The sequence below is a fragment of the Sphaerisporangium rufum genome (assembly GCF_016863395.1).
In the GTDB taxonomy this organism is placed as follows: domain Bacteria; phylum Actinomycetota; class Actinomycetes; order Streptosporangiales; family Streptosporangiaceae; genus Sphaerisporangium; species Sphaerisporangium rufum.
The window spans coordinates 124,765-139,679 of the sequence record NZ_BOOU01000058.1 but is presented as its reverse complement, the minus strand read 5'-3'; the positions used below and the strand labels follow the sequence as shown (position 1 = coordinate 139,679).

The 14,915-nt window shown below is 73.6% G+C and carries 15 protein-coding genes; 6 read left to right on the top strand and 9 right to left on the bottom strand.

Features of this window, described 5'->3' with window-relative positions; translation table 11 throughout:
- Positions 1-63 precede the first annotated feature (63 nt).
- On the bottom strand, positions 64-900 hold the full coding sequence (locus tag Sru01_RS22020) for an NAD(P)H-binding protein (protein ID WP_203989429.1): 837 nt from the start codon (positions 898-900) through the stop codon (positions 64-66).
- A 71-nt stretch (positions 901-971) separates the two neighbouring features.
- Here Sru01_RS22020 and Sru01_RS22015 point away from each other — a divergent pair, with 71 nt between their 5' ends.
- Entirely contained in the window at positions 972-1,910 is a 939-nt protein-coding gene (locus tag Sru01_RS22015; protein WP_203989427.1) for an AraC family transcriptional regulator, read from the top strand.
- 68 nt (positions 1,911-1,978) lie between these two features.
- On the opposite strand, the gene Sru01_RS22010 is transcribed toward Sru01_RS22015, so the two are convergent.
- Together Sru01_RS22010 and Sru01_RS22005 are read right to left on the bottom strand one after the other, a co-directional pair.
- Entirely contained in the window at positions 1,979-2,983 is a 1,005-nt protein-coding gene (locus tag Sru01_RS22010) for a hypothetical protein (RefSeq protein WP_203989425.1), read from the bottom strand.
- Positions 2,980-3,303, bottom strand: a complete 324-nt coding sequence (locus tag Sru01_RS22005) for a hypothetical protein (RefSeq protein ID WP_203989424.1) — start codon at positions 3,301-3,303, stop codon at positions 2,980-2,982. The genes Sru01_RS22010 and Sru01_RS22005 overlap by 4 nt, the downstream gene beginning before the upstream one ends.
- Before the next feature lie 562 nt (positions 3,304-3,865).
- On the opposite strand from Sru01_RS22005, the gene Sru01_RS22000 reads away from it, so the two are divergent.
- On the top strand, positions 3,866-5,179 hold the full coding sequence (locus Sru01_RS22000) for a helix-turn-helix domain-containing protein (protein ID WP_203989423.1): 1,314 nt from the start codon (positions 3,866-3,868) through the stop codon (positions 5,177-5,179).
- Between the two features lie 255 nt (positions 5,180-5,434).
- On the opposite strand, the gene Sru01_RS21995 is transcribed toward Sru01_RS22000, so the two are convergent.
- Both Sru01_RS21995 and Sru01_RS21990 read right to left on the bottom strand, forming a co-directional pair.
- Positions 5,435-5,827: a nuclear transport factor 2-like protein gene (locus Sru01_RS21995; RefSeq protein ID WP_203989422.1), complete on the bottom strand. Its 393-nt coding sequence runs from the start codon at positions 5,825-5,827 to the stop codon at positions 5,435-5,437.
- On the bottom strand, positions 5,824-6,315 hold the full coding sequence (locus tag Sru01_RS21990) for a MarR family winged helix-turn-helix transcriptional regulator (protein ID WP_239137647.1): 492 nt from the start codon (positions 6,313-6,315) through the stop codon (positions 5,824-5,826). Before Sru01_RS21990 ends, Sru01_RS21995 begins: the two co-directional genes overlap by 4 nt.
- Before the next feature lie 293 nt (positions 6,316-6,608).
- Here Sru01_RS21990 and Sru01_RS21985 point away from each other — a divergent pair, with 293 nt between their 5' ends.
- Positions 6,609-7,169, top strand: coding sequence for a GNAT family N-acetyltransferase (locus Sru01_RS21985; protein ID WP_203989420.1), 561 nt, complete (start codon positions 6,609-6,611; stop codon positions 7,167-7,169).
- A gap of 75 nt (positions 7,170-7,244) precedes the next feature.
- Here Sru01_RS21985 and Sru01_RS21980 read toward each other — a convergent pair whose 3' ends face one another.
- A complete protein-coding gene (locus Sru01_RS21980; protein WP_203989419.1) occupies positions 7,245-8,405 on the bottom strand; it encodes a cysteine desulfurase family protein in 1,161 nt (386 codons plus the stop codon).
- 58 nt (positions 8,406-8,463) lie between these two features.
- Between Sru01_RS21980 and Sru01_RS21975 the strand changes: the two genes are divergently transcribed.
- The 3 genes from Sru01_RS21975 to Sru01_RS21965 all read left to right on the top strand — a co-directional run bounded on the left by Sru01_RS21975 (position 8,464) and on the right by Sru01_RS21965 (position 11,439).
- Entirely contained in the window at positions 8,464-8,973 is a 510-nt protein-coding gene (locus Sru01_RS21975; RefSeq protein WP_203989418.1) for a TetR/AcrR family transcriptional regulator, read from the top strand.
- Between the two features lie 108 nt (positions 8,974-9,081).
- Positions 9,082-10,410, top strand: coding sequence for an MFS transporter (locus tag Sru01_RS21970; protein ID WP_203989416.1), 1,329 nt, complete (start codon positions 9,082-9,084; stop codon positions 10,408-10,410).
- 27 nt (positions 10,411-10,437) lie between these two features.
- Positions 10,438-11,439: an NAD(P)-dependent oxidoreductase gene (locus Sru01_RS21965; RefSeq protein ID WP_203989414.1), complete on the top strand. Its 1,002-nt coding sequence runs from the start codon at positions 10,438-10,440 to the stop codon at positions 11,437-11,439.
- 88 nt (positions 11,440-11,527) lie between these two features.
- Here the strand turns inward: Sru01_RS21965 and Sru01_RS21960 are convergent, their stop codons facing one another.
- The 3 genes from Sru01_RS21960 to Sru01_RS21950 form a co-directional block, all read right to left on the bottom strand.
- Positions 11,528-12,481: an electron transfer flavoprotein subunit alpha/FixB family protein gene (locus Sru01_RS21960; protein WP_203989412.1), complete on the bottom strand. Its 954-nt coding sequence runs from the start codon at positions 12,479-12,481 to the stop codon at positions 11,528-11,530.
- A gap of 12 nt (positions 12,482-12,493) precedes the next feature.
- Positions 12,494-13,273: an electron transfer flavoprotein subunit beta/FixA family protein gene (locus Sru01_RS21955; protein ID WP_203989409.1), complete on the bottom strand. Its 780-nt coding sequence runs from the start codon at positions 13,271-13,273 to the stop codon at positions 12,494-12,496.
- 297 nt (positions 13,274-13,570) lie between these two features.
- The gene (locus Sru01_RS21950) at positions 13,571-14,797 is read right to left on the bottom strand and encodes a serine/threonine-protein kinase (protein ID WP_203989407.1); all 1,227 of its coding nucleotides are present in this window, start codon (positions 14,795-14,797) and stop codon (positions 13,571-13,573) included.
- Between the last annotated feature and the right edge of the window lie 118 nt (positions 14,798-14,915).

Below are 14,915 nucleotides of genomic sequence, written 5' to 3'. Positions count from 1 at the left end.
TTGTACGCCCACCCGCCGGCGAACGGCCGGCGGGCAGGGGACTCGCTCGTGGCGGCCCGGTGCTCACCGCTCCCAGACGCCGGTGGCCGCGGCCTGCCTGGCGTAGTCGGCGAAGTCGCGAGGCGGCCGGCCGAGCGCGGCACGCACCCCGCCGGCCGGCCGGGCGTTGCGGCCGTCCAGCACCGTGGTGAACAGGTACGTCAGCAGCTCCACGGTCCCCGCCGGGACGCCCTCCGCGCTGAGCGCGTCCGCGTACTCCGCGGCACTCACCTGGACGAACTCCACGCGCCGGCCCGCCGCGGCGGAGATCTCGCCGATCGCCTCGTCGAAGCGCAGCGACCGGGGGCCGGTCAGCTCGTACACCTGACCGGCGTGCCCGTCTCCGGTCAGTGCCGCCACGGCCACATCGGCGATGTCATCGGCGTCCACGAACGGCTCGGGCACGTCCCCGGCGGGCAGCGCGACCAGGCCGGCCCGCACCGCCTCCACCAGGTAGTCCTCGCTGAAGTTCTGGCTGAACCAGCTCGACCGCAGGATCGTCCAGTCCGCCCCGGCGTCCTGGACGAGCTTCTCCGCAGCCTGCGCCTCATCCTCGCCACGGCCGGACAGCAGCACCAGCCGGGAGACCCCGGACGCCACCGCCATCTCCGCGAACGCGCCGACCGTCTCCGGCGCGCCCGGCACCGCGAGGTCGGGATAGTAGGAGATGTACACCGCGCCGGCGTCCCGCAGCACCGGCGCCCAGGTCGCCCGGTCCGTCCAGTCGAAGGGGATCGCGGCGGAGCGGGAACCCACCCGGACGGGCGCGCCGGCCGCGCGCAGCCGGTCCACGACGCGGCGGCCGGTCTTGCCCGTGCCGCCGAGGACCAGGATCGTCTGCTGCTCTCGTTGGTTCGTCATACCGATCAGTGAAACGCAGCGGCGTGAGACGGGACATGGCCACGAGTCGCGATAACGTGTTCAATCGTCTCATGGACGCCATCGTCAGCCTGCTGGACGGCCCTCGGGCGCAGGGCGCCTTCCTGCTCCGCTCGATCCTCGCCCCGCCCTGGTCGATGGCGATCAGGGACCGCGCGCCGCTCACCCTGGTGGCCGCGGTCCGCGGCGACGCCTGGATCGTCTCGGACCAGGCCGCGGCCGTGCGGCTGGGCCCCGGCGACGTGGCGATCGCCCGCGGCCCCGACGCCTACACCGTCGCCGACGACCCGGCCACCGCGCCGCAGGTCGTCATCCACCCGGGCCAGCGCTGCACCGACCCCGCGGGGCGGGAGCTGTACGAGATGGCGCAGCTGGGGGTGCGGACCTGGGGCAACTGCCCGGCCGGCCCGACGGTGCTGCTCACCGGCACCTACCCGATGCCCGGCGAGCTCAGCCGGCGGCTGCTGGAGGCGCTGCCGCCGCTGCTGGTCGTGCCGGGCGACTCCTGGGACTCCCCGCTGGTGCCGTTGCTCGCCACCGAGATCGTCAAGGACGACCCCGGGCAGCCGGCCGTGCTGGACCGGCTGCTCGACCTGCTGCTCATCGCGGTGCTGCGCGAGTGGTTCACCCGTCCCGGCGCGCGGCCGCCCGGCTGGTACCAGGCGCACGGCGACCCGGTCGTGGGCCAGGCCCTGCGGCTGATCCACCACGACCCCGCCCGGCCATGGACGGTGGCCTCGCTGGCCGCCACCGCCGGGACGTCCCGGGCGACGCTGGCCCGCCGTTTCACCGCGCTGGTCGGCGAGCCGCCCATGTCGTACCTCACCGGGTGGCGGCTGGCCCTGGCCGCCGACCTGCTCCGCGAGCCCGGCGCCACCGTCGGCGCGGTCGCCCGCCAGGTGGGGTACGGCAGCTCCTTCGCGCTGAGCACCGCCTTCAAACGCCACCACGGCCGCACCCCCCGCGACCACCGGACCGCCTCCCGAAGCTGACGGCCCGGCAGATCACGAACTCCGGCGGCACGCCGGTCGGCACCCGGCCGATGCCAGGCCGGCGCGGCTCAGGACAGGCCGACTGACCGGCCCCGCCAGAAGGGGCGACGCAGGAGATCGGCCGCCGATCGGGCGATGACCTCGTCTTTCTCCCGTTCCACCTCCGGCAGCAGATCGAACGGCCACTTCTGGTCGAGCGGCGCCCATTGCCCGTTGCGGTCGTACCAGCCGGCCCGCACATCTTTGGCGATCCCTCGGACGGTGTCGTACTCCTCCAGATCCAGCCCGTGCTCCTTGGCCCGGATCGCCCCGCTGACCGCGTCTATGGCCGAGGCCCGGTTCTCCTGCTGCCAGTCCGCGGGCAGGTCGCGATACTTCGTGTTGGCGATGTCCACCTGATCGGTGCCGTGGGCGCGGATCCACGCCTGATCGGTGGTGCGCTTGGGCCGCGGATCGTACGTACCGTCCGGGAGCCGGCGCCCCGCACGCCACCGGTCGTGCGCCTGCGCGGCCACGGCTTCCACTCGCGCTTCGAAGCGCGCCTTCCTGAGCCGGGCCGGCGGCCGGGTGACCTGGCGGAGCAGTCCGGTGAACAGCTTCTCGACCGCGGCACGGAACCTGGCGAGGACACGGCCGATCTCCAGTCGCGCGCGAGCGATGATGCCGGCCAGTGACAGCCCGCCGTTGGTGGCCGCCACCGCCGCGGCCACGCCCACCGCCGCGGCCGCCAGCCCGATGGCACTCCACACCAACGTGCTGAGTCCTTTGAAGACCCGCAGCGCGATGGCGGTCCGGTGGCAGTCGCCGGCCAGTTCCCGGCAGGCGGCCAGCGGTCCGTCCGGCGCGGTGAGCGCGACCCGGCTCGCCTCGACGGCCGTGCTGTCGTTCGCGGCCAGCATCGCCTGTAACGCGTCGCCGGCGGCGGCCTGGATCTTCTCGGTGGCGGTACCGGCCGCCTCCCACTCCCTGATGTGCTCGTCGAAGGCGGACGGGAACGGCGGCGGTGGCGTGATCCCCAGGATGTCCAGGCCGAGGCGGACCACGGGGGAATCGAGTACCGCGGTCGCGGTCATACGATGTCCTGCCCGGCCCGGCGAGCCTCCGCCGCGGCGGCCTCCTCGGTGGCGGTCACCGCGCGCCCCACGGCCGTGTACCGGGCGCCCACGTCGCCCAGCCGGTCGGCCAATCCGGCCCCTCTGCCCAGGAGATGCGCCATGATCTGGGCGTAGAGGGATGCGGCGGTCGTCGCCTCCTGATCGGGCCAGGGGAAGCCCGCCCCGTCCAGCCGCTCGCGAAGCTCCGCGACGTACCTTCCGTAATCGGCCTCCGCACCCTGGAACCGGGCCCCGGTCCGCGCCAGGCTGGTGGCGTCGACGTCGATGTACTCACGCATTCCCGTGCACCTTTCCCCGTCACGGCGCCTCGCGGCCCCCGCCGCGTCCATGCCGCCGCACCCGTCCTTGTCCAAGGCCGCCGCCGGCCGCCCGGCCCTTCGCATGCGCGGGGCCGCCACCACCAGCCCCCTCCGGTCGCCCGTGCAGGTGACGGACGTACCGATAGTCATGATCATGGCGATCGTAACCGTCCACCCCTGCCGTCACCAGGCATTCATGCCACCGTCTCGCGTTCCGGACGGCTCGGTCGGCCGGTCGCGCCGCGGGTCACCGGCGTTCCCTGGTTAGCCGGCCCTCCCCTAGGGGCAGGGACACCGTTCGCCGCGCGTGGTCATCGGCGACACCGTCCCTCTGATGGACGCCCGCCACCAGGCCGAAGGCGGCGCGCCGTAGCGGCGGCGCGTGGCGGTCTCCGCGAGGCCGCCGATCGGGGATAGGAGCTTCGCGATCGAGCTGCGCTACCCGGCGTGTCGGCGCGAGCATCGTGGGTGATCGAGACTGGTGGGGCGGTGGTGAAGCCGGGGCCGGTGGGTTGCCGGTGCGGGCCTGGAGGGAGTCGCGGTGGGCGAGGAGACTATCGATCCGCACGCTTCGGTGGAGCGGCTGTTCGGCGCGGTGCTGCGGCACTTCCGGCAGAGCCGGGCGAACATGGCGCTGCGGCGGGCCGGCGAGCTGGCGTTCACCGACTTCTCCAACATCGGCCGCTTCGAGCGCGGCGAGCGCATGCCGGCGGCGGACCTGGTCGCCCGGCTGGACCAGATCTACGGCGCCGGCGGGATGCTGAGCGCGCTGCACGCGGTGCTGCTCCGGCTGCAGGCCGCCGAGTCGGCCCGGCCCCATCCGGGTAGACATGGAGAAAACTCCACACTCGGCATGGGAGACGACGAGATGGAACGTCGGACCGCCCTGCACCTCCTCGCCGGCCTGGGCTCCCTCGGCACCTTCGGCATCGCCACCGAACCGCTCCGGCGACTGCTCGACACCGACTTCGAGCACCCCGGCCGCGACCTGGCCGGCTGGGAACAGGCCTGCGCCGACCACCTGTACGCCCTGCGCACCCGGCCACCCGCGCAGGTGGCCGCCGACCTGGTCATCGACCTGGCCGCCGTCCGGCAGCAGGCCCAGGCCGCGCCCCCGGCCCTGGCCACCGAACTGCACCGCATCACCGCACTGCTGGCCGCCCTGCAAGCCAACGCTCTCACCCGGCTGGCCGACCACGGCGCCGCCATCCGCTGGATGGAGACCGCCCGCCAGGCCGCCGACACCTCCGGCGATCTCTCCATCCGCCTCCTGGTCCGCGCCGAGGCGGCCGGTCACGGCCTGTACGGCCAGCGTGATCCCAGAACGGTCTTGGACATGGTGCGCAGCGCGCAGCAGCTCAGCAGCAAGCCGTTCCTCCAACTGCTGGCCACCGAGGCCAAGGCGTTGTCGATGCTCGGCAGACATGACGAAGCGATCGCCGCTCTGGCCGCCCTGCATCGGGCCACCGATCAAGGTGACATCGACCGGTACGACATATGGACGCCCAACCAGATCTACTTCGCGGAGAGTTGGGTGTACGCCGCAGCAGGTAACGAGTCCGCCGGCGCTCCGGCCCAGGACAAGGTACGCAAGACCACGCGCGATTACCACTACCGCATCAACGTCCAGCTGCACGGCGCGATGTGCACGGTCGCCCAGGGCGGCATCGACGAGGGCACACGCCAAGCAGCGACAATGATCGACACGCCGGCACCGGCCTATCGCAGCAACCACATCATGGAGACCGCCAACCTGGTGCTGCGCGCCGTCCCCGCCGACCAGCGTGGCCGCGCCTCCGTCACCGAGTTCCGCAAGCTGCTGACCACCCCGCCGCCGCAGAGCGCCTACGTGTGAGCCCCGTCGGACGATCGACGCGGTGATCGACTCCGCACGCGCCGCCGAGCGACTGAGGAACTCGCGGCCGTCGCCTGGTCCACCCCGCAGGAACGGACCAGGCGACCGGCTCCCACCTGCCGCGCCGCGTGGATGTCCGCATGTAGGCCGTCGAGGAGGACCGCACCGTCTGCCGGCGATACGGCCGGCCGCTGCCTTGATCGCAGCGAACCGCTCACGGCGCTCACCCAAGGTGGCGGGCCGGTCCACCGACGATCACGGGGTACTGGCCGGGGGTTCGATGTGGGGTTTCATCGGTTGCCAGGGCGCGGCGTCGAAGATCAGCCGGATGGACACGATCTTGCCGTCGGCCAGGCGGAAGTGCTCGGCGGTCCGCTGGACGCCGGCCGGTGTGGCGGTGTGCACGTCGTAGACCAGTGTCGCCTCGTCCTCTCCGTACAGCTCGCTGATCAGCTCGACCTTCGTCACGATCGACACGAACCCCGGCAACGTCTCCAGATGGCCCAGCCGGTCGCGGGAGTCGATGAACGGGCTCTGGAAGCGGAACGGCTCCCCGACGTGCACCGCGGCGGCGGCCGCGTCCCCCCGGAAGCGGGCCTGATGGTAGCCGCGGACGGCATCGCGGGTCCGGTTCTGTGTCGTCGTCATGAGTCAGATGATCCGATCCGGTCGAGTTCGGTGGCGAGACGTTGCTGGTTGGCGGCCAGCCTCAGGCACATATCACGGAAGGCGGCGAGTTCTTCGGCGCTGAACCCGTGGAAAATCGCCCTCATGGCACGCCGGGACGGTTCTCGGAACGCCTCCACCCACCCGCGACCGCCGGGGGTGATCTCCACCAGAACCGAACGCCGGTCCTTCCGGTCCGGGACGCGGCGGACCAGCCCGCCTCGTTCCAGGGTGTCCACCAGCCCGGTCACGTTGCGGGAACTGACCCCGGCCGCGCGGGCCAGCTCGCCGACGCTGATCCCGTGCTCGCCGTCCAGCCGGATCAGCAGGTCGAGCGCTCCGGTGCTGATTCCCCGGCCCTGCGAGCCGTGGGCCCGCATGCGCTCGATGGCGTGGTAGGCGCTACGCACGGCGGCCGCCGCCTCAAGTGGCGGCAACGCGACGCCGTCGCCGGCGAACCGCGCCATCATCGCCCGCACGCGAGGGTCATAGCGGAGACCCGTCGCGTCGACCTCATAAGTAGGTACGTTATTCATAATAGATGGACAGATTAGTACCTACTTCCAGATATGTCGATCTACTCGCCGACATGCCGGTCCACCGCACGCTTCGATCCGGTTCGGGCGGTAGCGGGTACCGGCCCATCGGGTGTCTGGCCGCCCCGATCACCCGCAGGTGGCCGGGTGACCGAACCGGCCGATGACGCCGCTCACGGTCGAAAATCCAGAGGCGGCCGGGCAGGGCATGTCAATAGGGTGGCCGGATGCTGTCGCCTGCCTATCCGATCGAGACGCCGCGCCTGTCGCTCCGCCCGTTCACCATGGACGACCTGGACGGGTTGCACTCCTTCCACTCCCGCGCCGACGTCGCGCGGTACCTGTACTGGGACGCGCGCACCCTGGACGAGACCAGGACGGCTCTGGCCAAGAAGACGGAGATGGCCGAGCTGCGCAAGGGCGGCGAGGATCTGAACCTCGCGGTCGAGCTGCGCGAGACCGGTGAGCTGATCGGCGACCTGTACCTGTTCTGGCGCAGCGCCGAGCATCGGCAGGGCGAGATCGGCTTCATCTTCCACCCCGACCACCACGGGCGCGGCCTGGCCGGCGAGGCGTCCCGGGAGATCCTGCGGCTGGGGTTCGAGGACCTCGGCCTGCACCGCATCTACGGACGGTGCGACGGGCGCAACACCGCCTCGGCCAGGCTGATGGAGCGGCTGGGCATGCGGCGCGAGGCGCACCTGGTGGAGAACGAGCTGTTCAAGGGCGAGTGGTCCGACGAGCTGGTCTACGCGATGCTCCGCCGGGAGTGGCCGCCGCAGGGCTGACCGTCCTCATGCCCGGCGGCCGCCCCGCGTGACCGGGCTCGTACCCGGCGGATCGGCCAGTCGATGCGCGGCCGGTCAGCTGATGCCGGCGCGGCGGGCGCGCTCCACCACCGGGGCGATCACCTCGGCCAGCCGGGCGACGTCATCGGCCGTCGAGGTGTGGCCGAGGGAGAAGCGCAGCGAGCCCCGGGCGCGCAGCGCGTCGGCACTCATGGCCAGCAGCACGTGGGACGGCTGGGAGACCCCGGCCGAGCAGGCCGAGCCGGTCGAGCACTCCACGCCTTGGGCGTCCAGCAGCATGAGCAGCGCGTCGCCCTCGCAGCCGGGGAAGGAGAAGTGGGCGTTGCCCGGCAGCCGGTCCACCGGGTGGCCGTTGAGGACGACGTCCGGCACCGCCTCGCGGACGCGGGCGACCAGCTCGTCGCGCAGCGCGGCCAGCCGGGCGGCCTCGGCGTCCCGGCCGGCGACCGCCGAGCCGACGGCCGCGGCGAACCCGGCGATCGCCGGGGCGTCCAGGGTGCCGGAGCGCACGTCGCGTTCCTGGCCGCCGCCGTGCAGCACCGGGACCGGGTCGACGCCGCGGGCCAGCAGCAGCGCGCCGACGCCCACCGGGCCGCCGACCTTGTGCCCGGTCACCGTCATCGCGGACACCCCGGACTCGGCGAACGACACCGGGAGCTGGCCGATCGCCTGGACGGCGTCGGTGTGGAACGGGATACCGTGCTCGCGGGCGACGGCGGCCAGCTCGGCGATCGGCTGGACGGTGCCGACCTCGTTGTTGGCCCACATCACGCTGACCAGCGCCACCCGGGCCGGGTCGCGGTCGATGGCGGCGCGCAGCGTCTCCGGGCGCACCCGGCCGTGCTCGTCCACCGCGAGCAGCTCGACCGAGGCGCCCTCGCGCTCGGCCAGCCAGGCCGCCGGGTCGAGGACGGCGTGGTGCTCGATCGCGCTGACCAGGACGCGGTCGGCCCCGGTGGCGGCGCGCCGGGCCCAATAGAGGCCCTTGACGGCGAGGTTGTCGGCCTCGGTGCCGCCGGAGGTGAACACCACCTCGCTGGGCCGGGCGCCGAGCGCGCCGGCGATGGTCTCGCGCGACTCCTCGACGAGACGGCGGGTGCGGCGGCCCGCCGCGTGCAGGGACGAGGCGTTGCCGACCCGCGCGAGCTGCGCGGTCATCGCCTCGATCGCCTCGGGCAGCATCGGCGTGGTCGCCGCGTGGTCCAGGTATGTCATGGCGATCCAAGCGTACCGAGTGCGCGCGGTGTACCGTCCGGACGGTATAGTGGATGGCATGCGGAGAGACGAGCTGTTGAACGCGGCGGAGGACCTGCTCGCCGAGCAGGGCGCGCCGTGCCTGACGCTGGCGGCGGTCGCCGAGCGCGCCGGGGTCAGCAAGGGCGGCCTCCTCTACCATTTCGGCACCAAGGAAGCCCTGGTCAGCGGCATGATCGAGCGACTGATCAGCGACTTCGACGAGCTGGTGGCCGCCGGCCCGCCCGGCTCCTACAGCCGGGCCTACCTGGACGCCACCTTCACCGCGATCCGCAGCGGACGGCTGCGGCGCTGGGCGGTGGTCACCGGCGCGGCCGGTGACCCGCACTTACTGACCCCGCTGCGCGAGGCGATGGCCCGCTGGCACCGCACCGGCCTGGCCGACGAGCCCGACCCGATGGCGGCTCGCATTGTCCGCCTCGCCTGCGAAGGGCTGTGGGACGTGGTCACCCACGATCCCGAGTCCTACGACGAGCCGGCCCTGGACGCGCTGCGCGCCCGGCTGCTCGCCCTGCTCCCCGCCACCTGATCCACCCTCGCTCTCCACGCGCCCGGATGGCCGGCCAGGCCTGCCGGGCGCGACCGCGTGCCCGGGGGCCGCGGCACGACAACGCACAGATATAGAAAGGAACATCCGATGATCCGCCGTTTGAGGACCGCCCGGGGGCGGGCGGTCCTCGTCTTCGTCCTCGCGGGGCTGGTGTGCGGCACCTTCACCGTGCGCCTGCCCGCGCTGGCCGACCGGCTCGGCATGGCCGAGTCCGAGGTCAGCGCGGTGCTGCTGGCCTGGGGGCTCGGTGCGCTGCTGGCCATGCAGGCCATGCGCGGCCTGCTCGCACGGGCCGGTAGCGCCGCCGTGCTGCGGGTGGCCGGCCCGCTGAGCGCGGTGGCGCTGCTCGGGGTGGCGTTCGCCCCGGCGCCCGGCTGGGCGGTCGGCGCGGCGGCGGTCTTCGGCATGCTCTTCGGCGCGGTGGACGTGGCGATGAACGCCCAGGGCTCGGTGGTCGAGCGCGCCGCCCGCCGCCCGCTGATGAACGGCCTGCACGCCGGCTGGTGTGTCGGCGCCATGGCGGCCGGCCTGCTGGGCGCCGGGCTGATCGCGCTCGGCGTTCCCTATCCCGCGCACCTGGCCATCGTCGCCGCGGGCTCGGTGCCGGCGTTCGTGCTGATCGGCCGCGGCCTGCTGCCGGACCCGGCCACCGACCCGGCCCAGAACGCGGGCCCGGCGCGACGGCGGATGCCGCTGCTGGTGTACCTGCTCGGCGCCATCGCGTTCTGCGCGTTCATGGTGGAAGGTGCGGTGGCCGACTGGAACGGCCTGTTCCTGCGGCGCACCATCGGCGCCCCGGAGGCGGTCGCCGCGCTCGGCTATCCGGTGTTCGAGGCGGGCATGCTCGCCGCCCGGCTCACCGGCGACCGGCTGCGCACCCGGTGGGGCGCCCGGCGGCTGATGATCGCCTCCGGCCTGGGCACCGCGGCCACCTTCACCGTGGTGATCACCTCGTCGTCCGCCGTGGTGGCGGTGACGGGCATGGTCCTGGTCGGCCTGGCGGTGGCCATGGTGTCGCCGATGGCGATGTCGCTGGCCGGAACAGCGACCTCGACCCCGGGGCCGGCGATCGCCCAGACCGGCGCCATGGGGTACGCGGGGCTGCTGCTCGGCCCGGTGGTGATCGGCTTCCTCAGCCACGCCGCCTCGCTGCGGGTCGCGCTGGGGATCGCGGTGGTGCTCGGCGTGGTCATCGCGCTGGCCGCCCGGCTGCTGCCGGTCACCGCGAGCCCGCTGGACCACCCGCCGCTCCCCCGCCCGATCCGCCCGGTCGGCGGCCCGCGGCCGCGCCGCCGCGGCGCCCCCGCCCGGCCCGCCGGCCGCGCCGGGGACACTCGCCGCCTTCCGGCCGGCGCGCGGATCCGCCGGGCGGCGCGCATCGCCCGTCCGGCCGGCACCGACTCGCGCGGGTCGTGACGCCGGCCGGCGGCCGGCCCGCTCCGGATGCCGGGACGTGGCCGACGAACCCGGAGTAAGGCCCTGATCTCGCATTCCGCCGCAAGTGGGACGGTCCGCCAATCCGGGGCATTCTTGGGTGACGACGTGGCACTTCACATCAAGGGGGACATCGCTATGACGACCGTCGCGGTACTGGGCACCGGGATCATGGGTGCGCCGATGGCTCGCAACCTGCTCAAGCAGGGCCACCAGGTGCGGGTGTGGAACCGGACGACCAGCCGGGCAGAACCCTTGCGGGACGCCGGGGGGATCGTCGCCGGCACGCCCGCGGAGGCGGTCGAGTCCGCCGACGTGATCATCACGATCCTCACCGATGGCGAGGCCGTGCGCGAGACGATGACCGGCGCGGCGGCGGGCCTGCGCCCCGGGCAGATCTGGGCGCAGATGAGCACGGTCGGGCCGGCCGCGCTGGCCCCGCTGGCCGAGCTCGCCGGCGAGCACGGCCTGGTCTTCGTGGACGCGCCGGTCCAGGGCACCAAGCAGCCCGCCGAGAGCGGGCAGCTGATCATCCTGGCCGCCGGGCCGGCGGACGCCCGGCCGGTCCTGCAGCCGCTCTTCGACGCGATGGGCCGGCGCACCGAGTGGCTGGGGGAGGACGGCGCGAGCGGCGCCGGCACCCGGCTCAAGCTGGCCGGGGTGAACTACGCGATCGCCCTCACCGCCGTGCTGGGCGAGTCGCTGGCCCTCGCCAAGGGGCTGGGGACGGACCCGAAGCTGTTCGTCGACCTGATCACCGGCGGCCCGCTGGACAGCGCGTACTTCCAGGCCAAGACCAAGGCGCTGCTGGAGGGCGACCTGTCCCCCAGTTTCACGCTCGCCAACGCCGAGAAGGACCTCCGGCTGGTCAGCCAGGCCGCCGCCGCGCACGGCGTCCGCCTCGACCTCACCCCGGCGGCCGTCGAGCGGTTCCGCCGCGCCATCGACCAAGGTCACGGCGACCAGGACATGGCCGCCGCCTACCTGGCGAGCTTCGACCCCCACCGGTAGACCCGAGCGCACCCGGCCGGGAAACGACGGCGACCCTCGCCCGTCCCCCGGCAAGGGGACAGGCGAGGGTCGCCGTCGTGCGCGGGCGTTACTTCCGCTTTTCTACTTCTTCGCTGAGCTGGGGGACGATCTGGTGCAGGTCGCCCACGACGCCGAAGTCGGCCAGCTCGAAGATCGGGGCCTCCGGGTCCTTGTTGATCGCCAGGATGGTCTTGGCGGTCTGCATGCCGGCCCGGTGCTGGATGGCGCCGGAGATGCCCGCCGCGATGTAGAGCTGCGGCGAGACGGTCTTGCCGGTCTGCCCGACCTGGAACTGGTGGGGGTACCAGCCGGCGTCGGTCGCGGCGCGCGAGGCGCCGACCGCGGCGCCCAGCGCGTCGGCCAGCCGCTCGATCACCGCGAAGTTCTCCGCCGAGCCGACGCCGCGGCCGCCGGAGACGACGATCGCCGCCTCGGTGAGCTCGGGCCGGGCCCCCTTCTCCTCGTGCACGCGCTCGACCACCTTGGCCGCCTGGGCCGCGTCGGACAGGGTGACCGACACCTGCTCCTCGGCACCGGCACCGGCCGCGGGCTCGGGGTTGGCCGCGTTGGGCCGGACCGCGACGATCGGGGTGCCCTTGGCCACCCGGGACTTCACGTCCACGCCGCCGCCGAAGATGGACTGCTCGGCGAGCACGCCCTCGCCGAGGCCCACCGCGTCGGTGATGACGCCCGAGTCGGTCTTGATCGCCAGGCGGGCGGCGATCTCCTTGCCCTCGGCGTTCGCGGCCACCAGGACCGCGGCCGGGGCGGCGGCGGACACCAGCTGGGCCAGCAGCTCGGCCTTGGGCGCCACCACGTAGTCGTCGATCTCCGCCGCGCCGGCGACGTAGATCTTGTCGGCACCGTACTCGGCGAGCTGGGCCTTGGCGTCGGGGGAGTAGCCGGCCCCGGCCCAGACCGCGGACGGCGAGCCCAGCGAGCGGGCCAGCGTCAGCAGCTCCAGGGTGACCTTCTTGACCGCACCGTCGACGTGCTCGACGAGAACCAGAATCTCAGCCATCGGTGGGCCCTCTCAGATGAACTTCTTCGACGCGAGGAACTCGGCGGCCTTGCCGCCCCCGTCGCCCTCGTCCTTGACGATGGTGCCGGTGACCCGGGGCGGGGTGACGGCGAACTCCGCCACCTGGCTCCAGGCCGCGGTCAGGCCGACCAGGGCGGCGTCGATGTCGGCGTCGGCGATGCCGAGGGTCTGCACCGGCTTCTTCTTGGCCGCCATGATGCCCTTGAAGGACGGGTAACGCGGCTCGTTGATCTTCTCCACCACCGAGACGACGGCGGGCAGCGTGGCCTCGACCTTGTCGAAGCCGTAGTCGGTGACCCGCTGGACGGTGATGGCCGACCCGTCGATGTCGACCTTCTTGGCGAAGGTGAGCTGCGGGACGCCGAGCCGCTCGGCCAGCATGGCGGGCAGCACGCCCATCCGCGCGTCGGTGGACTCCGAGCCGAGGACGACCAGGTCGAAGCCGATCTTCTTCAGCGTCTGGGCCAGGGCGTAGGAGGTGGACAGCGCGTCCGAGCCGTGCAGCGCGTCGTCCACCAGGTGGACGGCCTTGTCGCAGCCCATGGCCAGGGCCTTGCGGATGGTGTCGGTGGCCTTGGTCGGGCCCATGGTGAGGACCGTCACCTCGCCGCCGTGCGCCTCCTTGATCTTGAGGGCCTCTTCGACGGCGTATTCGCACAGCTCATTGATGACGCCGTCCGCGGCGTCGCGGTCGAGAGTGTTGTCATCGGACCGGAGCTTGCGCTCGGTCGCGGTGTCGGGGACCTGCTTCACGCAGACGACGATGTTCATGGCCGGTGGCCGTCCTCCCGTTCCACGAGGCGCCACCGCGTGCTGGGCTGGCGCCGATTCCTCGGCACGTGCGCGCGGGGTACGCGCACGTCGTGCGGGGCGACCCGGTGCCGGGGCACCGGGGGCCGCCTCAACCTTGTCATGCCCCCGCCGGGCCGGGACCGCTGGGTCCCGGACGAGGCCGGGGCGGGTGCCGGTGCGACCCTCGCCCTTTCCCTTCCCATTATGTTACCCGCTAGTAGCTTGCTGCCAAACCGGCTGCCCCCACCGTACCGAACTAAGTTCCGGTGAGTGCGATCACCCGGCCAGCAGGATCATCATCAGCACGACCAGCACCGTCCCGGCCGCGAGCAGCAGGGTGAACGGGCTGAACACCGCGACCAGCAGCGCGTACAGCCCGGCCGCGCCCAGCCCGCCCGCCACGTCGAACGTGATCCGCCCCCGGGCCCGGGCCGCCAGCGCAAACCCCGCGTCGATCAGCACCCCGGTGCCGTAGGCGGCCAGCACCAGTACCGACAGCTCCGGGAGATAGTCGCGGACCGCGGCGGCGGTCAGCCCGGCCACCACCCCGGTCGCCACCACCCAGCGGCGGTGCACCCGCTCCCGGTGCCGCGCGTAGGTCTCGGCCGGCCCCGGCGCGCGGCGGTCCGGCCGCATGTGCTCGGTGGGCGGCTCCTCCCCCCGGTCCACCGCCGGCCGCCGCACCGGTGCCGCCACCGGCCCCGGCGGCGGCACCGCGGCGCCCACCCGCTCGCACAGCTCGGCCGCCGGCGGCCGGACCGCCGGGTCGGTGCTCATGCACTGCTCCAGCAGCGGAGCCAGCCAGGCCGGCGCGTCCGTCAGGTCCGGGCCGTGGTGGACCACCCGGTAGGCCACCGCCGGCGCCGGCCCGGTGCCGTACGGCGGGCGCCCGGTCGCCGCGTAGGCCACCGTGGCGGCGAAGGAGAACACGTCCGCCGGCGGCCCGGCGTCCCGGCCCTCCAGCACCTCCGGCGCCAGGTAGCCCGGGGTGCCGAGCACCGCGCCGGACGCGGTCACCGACGCCGAGTCCAGGGCGTAGGCGATGCCGAAGTCGATCACGTGCGGCTCGCCGTCGGCCAGGATGACGTTCGCCGGTTTCAGGTCGCGGTGCACGATGCCCGCCGCGTGGATCGCCGCCAGCGCCTCGGCCAGCCCGCGCACCAGCCGGGTCAGCTCCTCGCCGCGCAGCGGGTCGCCGGTGGCCACCAGCGCGGCCAGCGACCGGCCCTGCACGTACCTGGTCACGATGTACGGCCGGGCGCCGGTCAGCTCGGCGTCCAGCACCTCGGCCACGTGCGGCCCGCGTACCCGGCGCATCGTGTCCACCTCGCGGGCCAGCCGGGCCAGCGCCACCTCGTCCGCCGCCACGTGCGGGTGCAGCACCTTCACCGCCACGGTGCGCCCCTCGGGGTCCAGCGCGAGGTGGACCTCCCCGAACCCGCCCGCGCCCAGCCGGGACAGCAGGCGGTAGGGGCCGAGCCGCCCCGCCGTCGGCACGCCCATGCGACTCCTTCCGGATCACCGCTCCGCGCGCCGAGGACGCGCACGTCACCCGCCGCCGGCGTGGACCGCCATCACGGCGCTGCGGCGCGCCGGCGGCTCGCCGCCAGGTGCGCCGGTC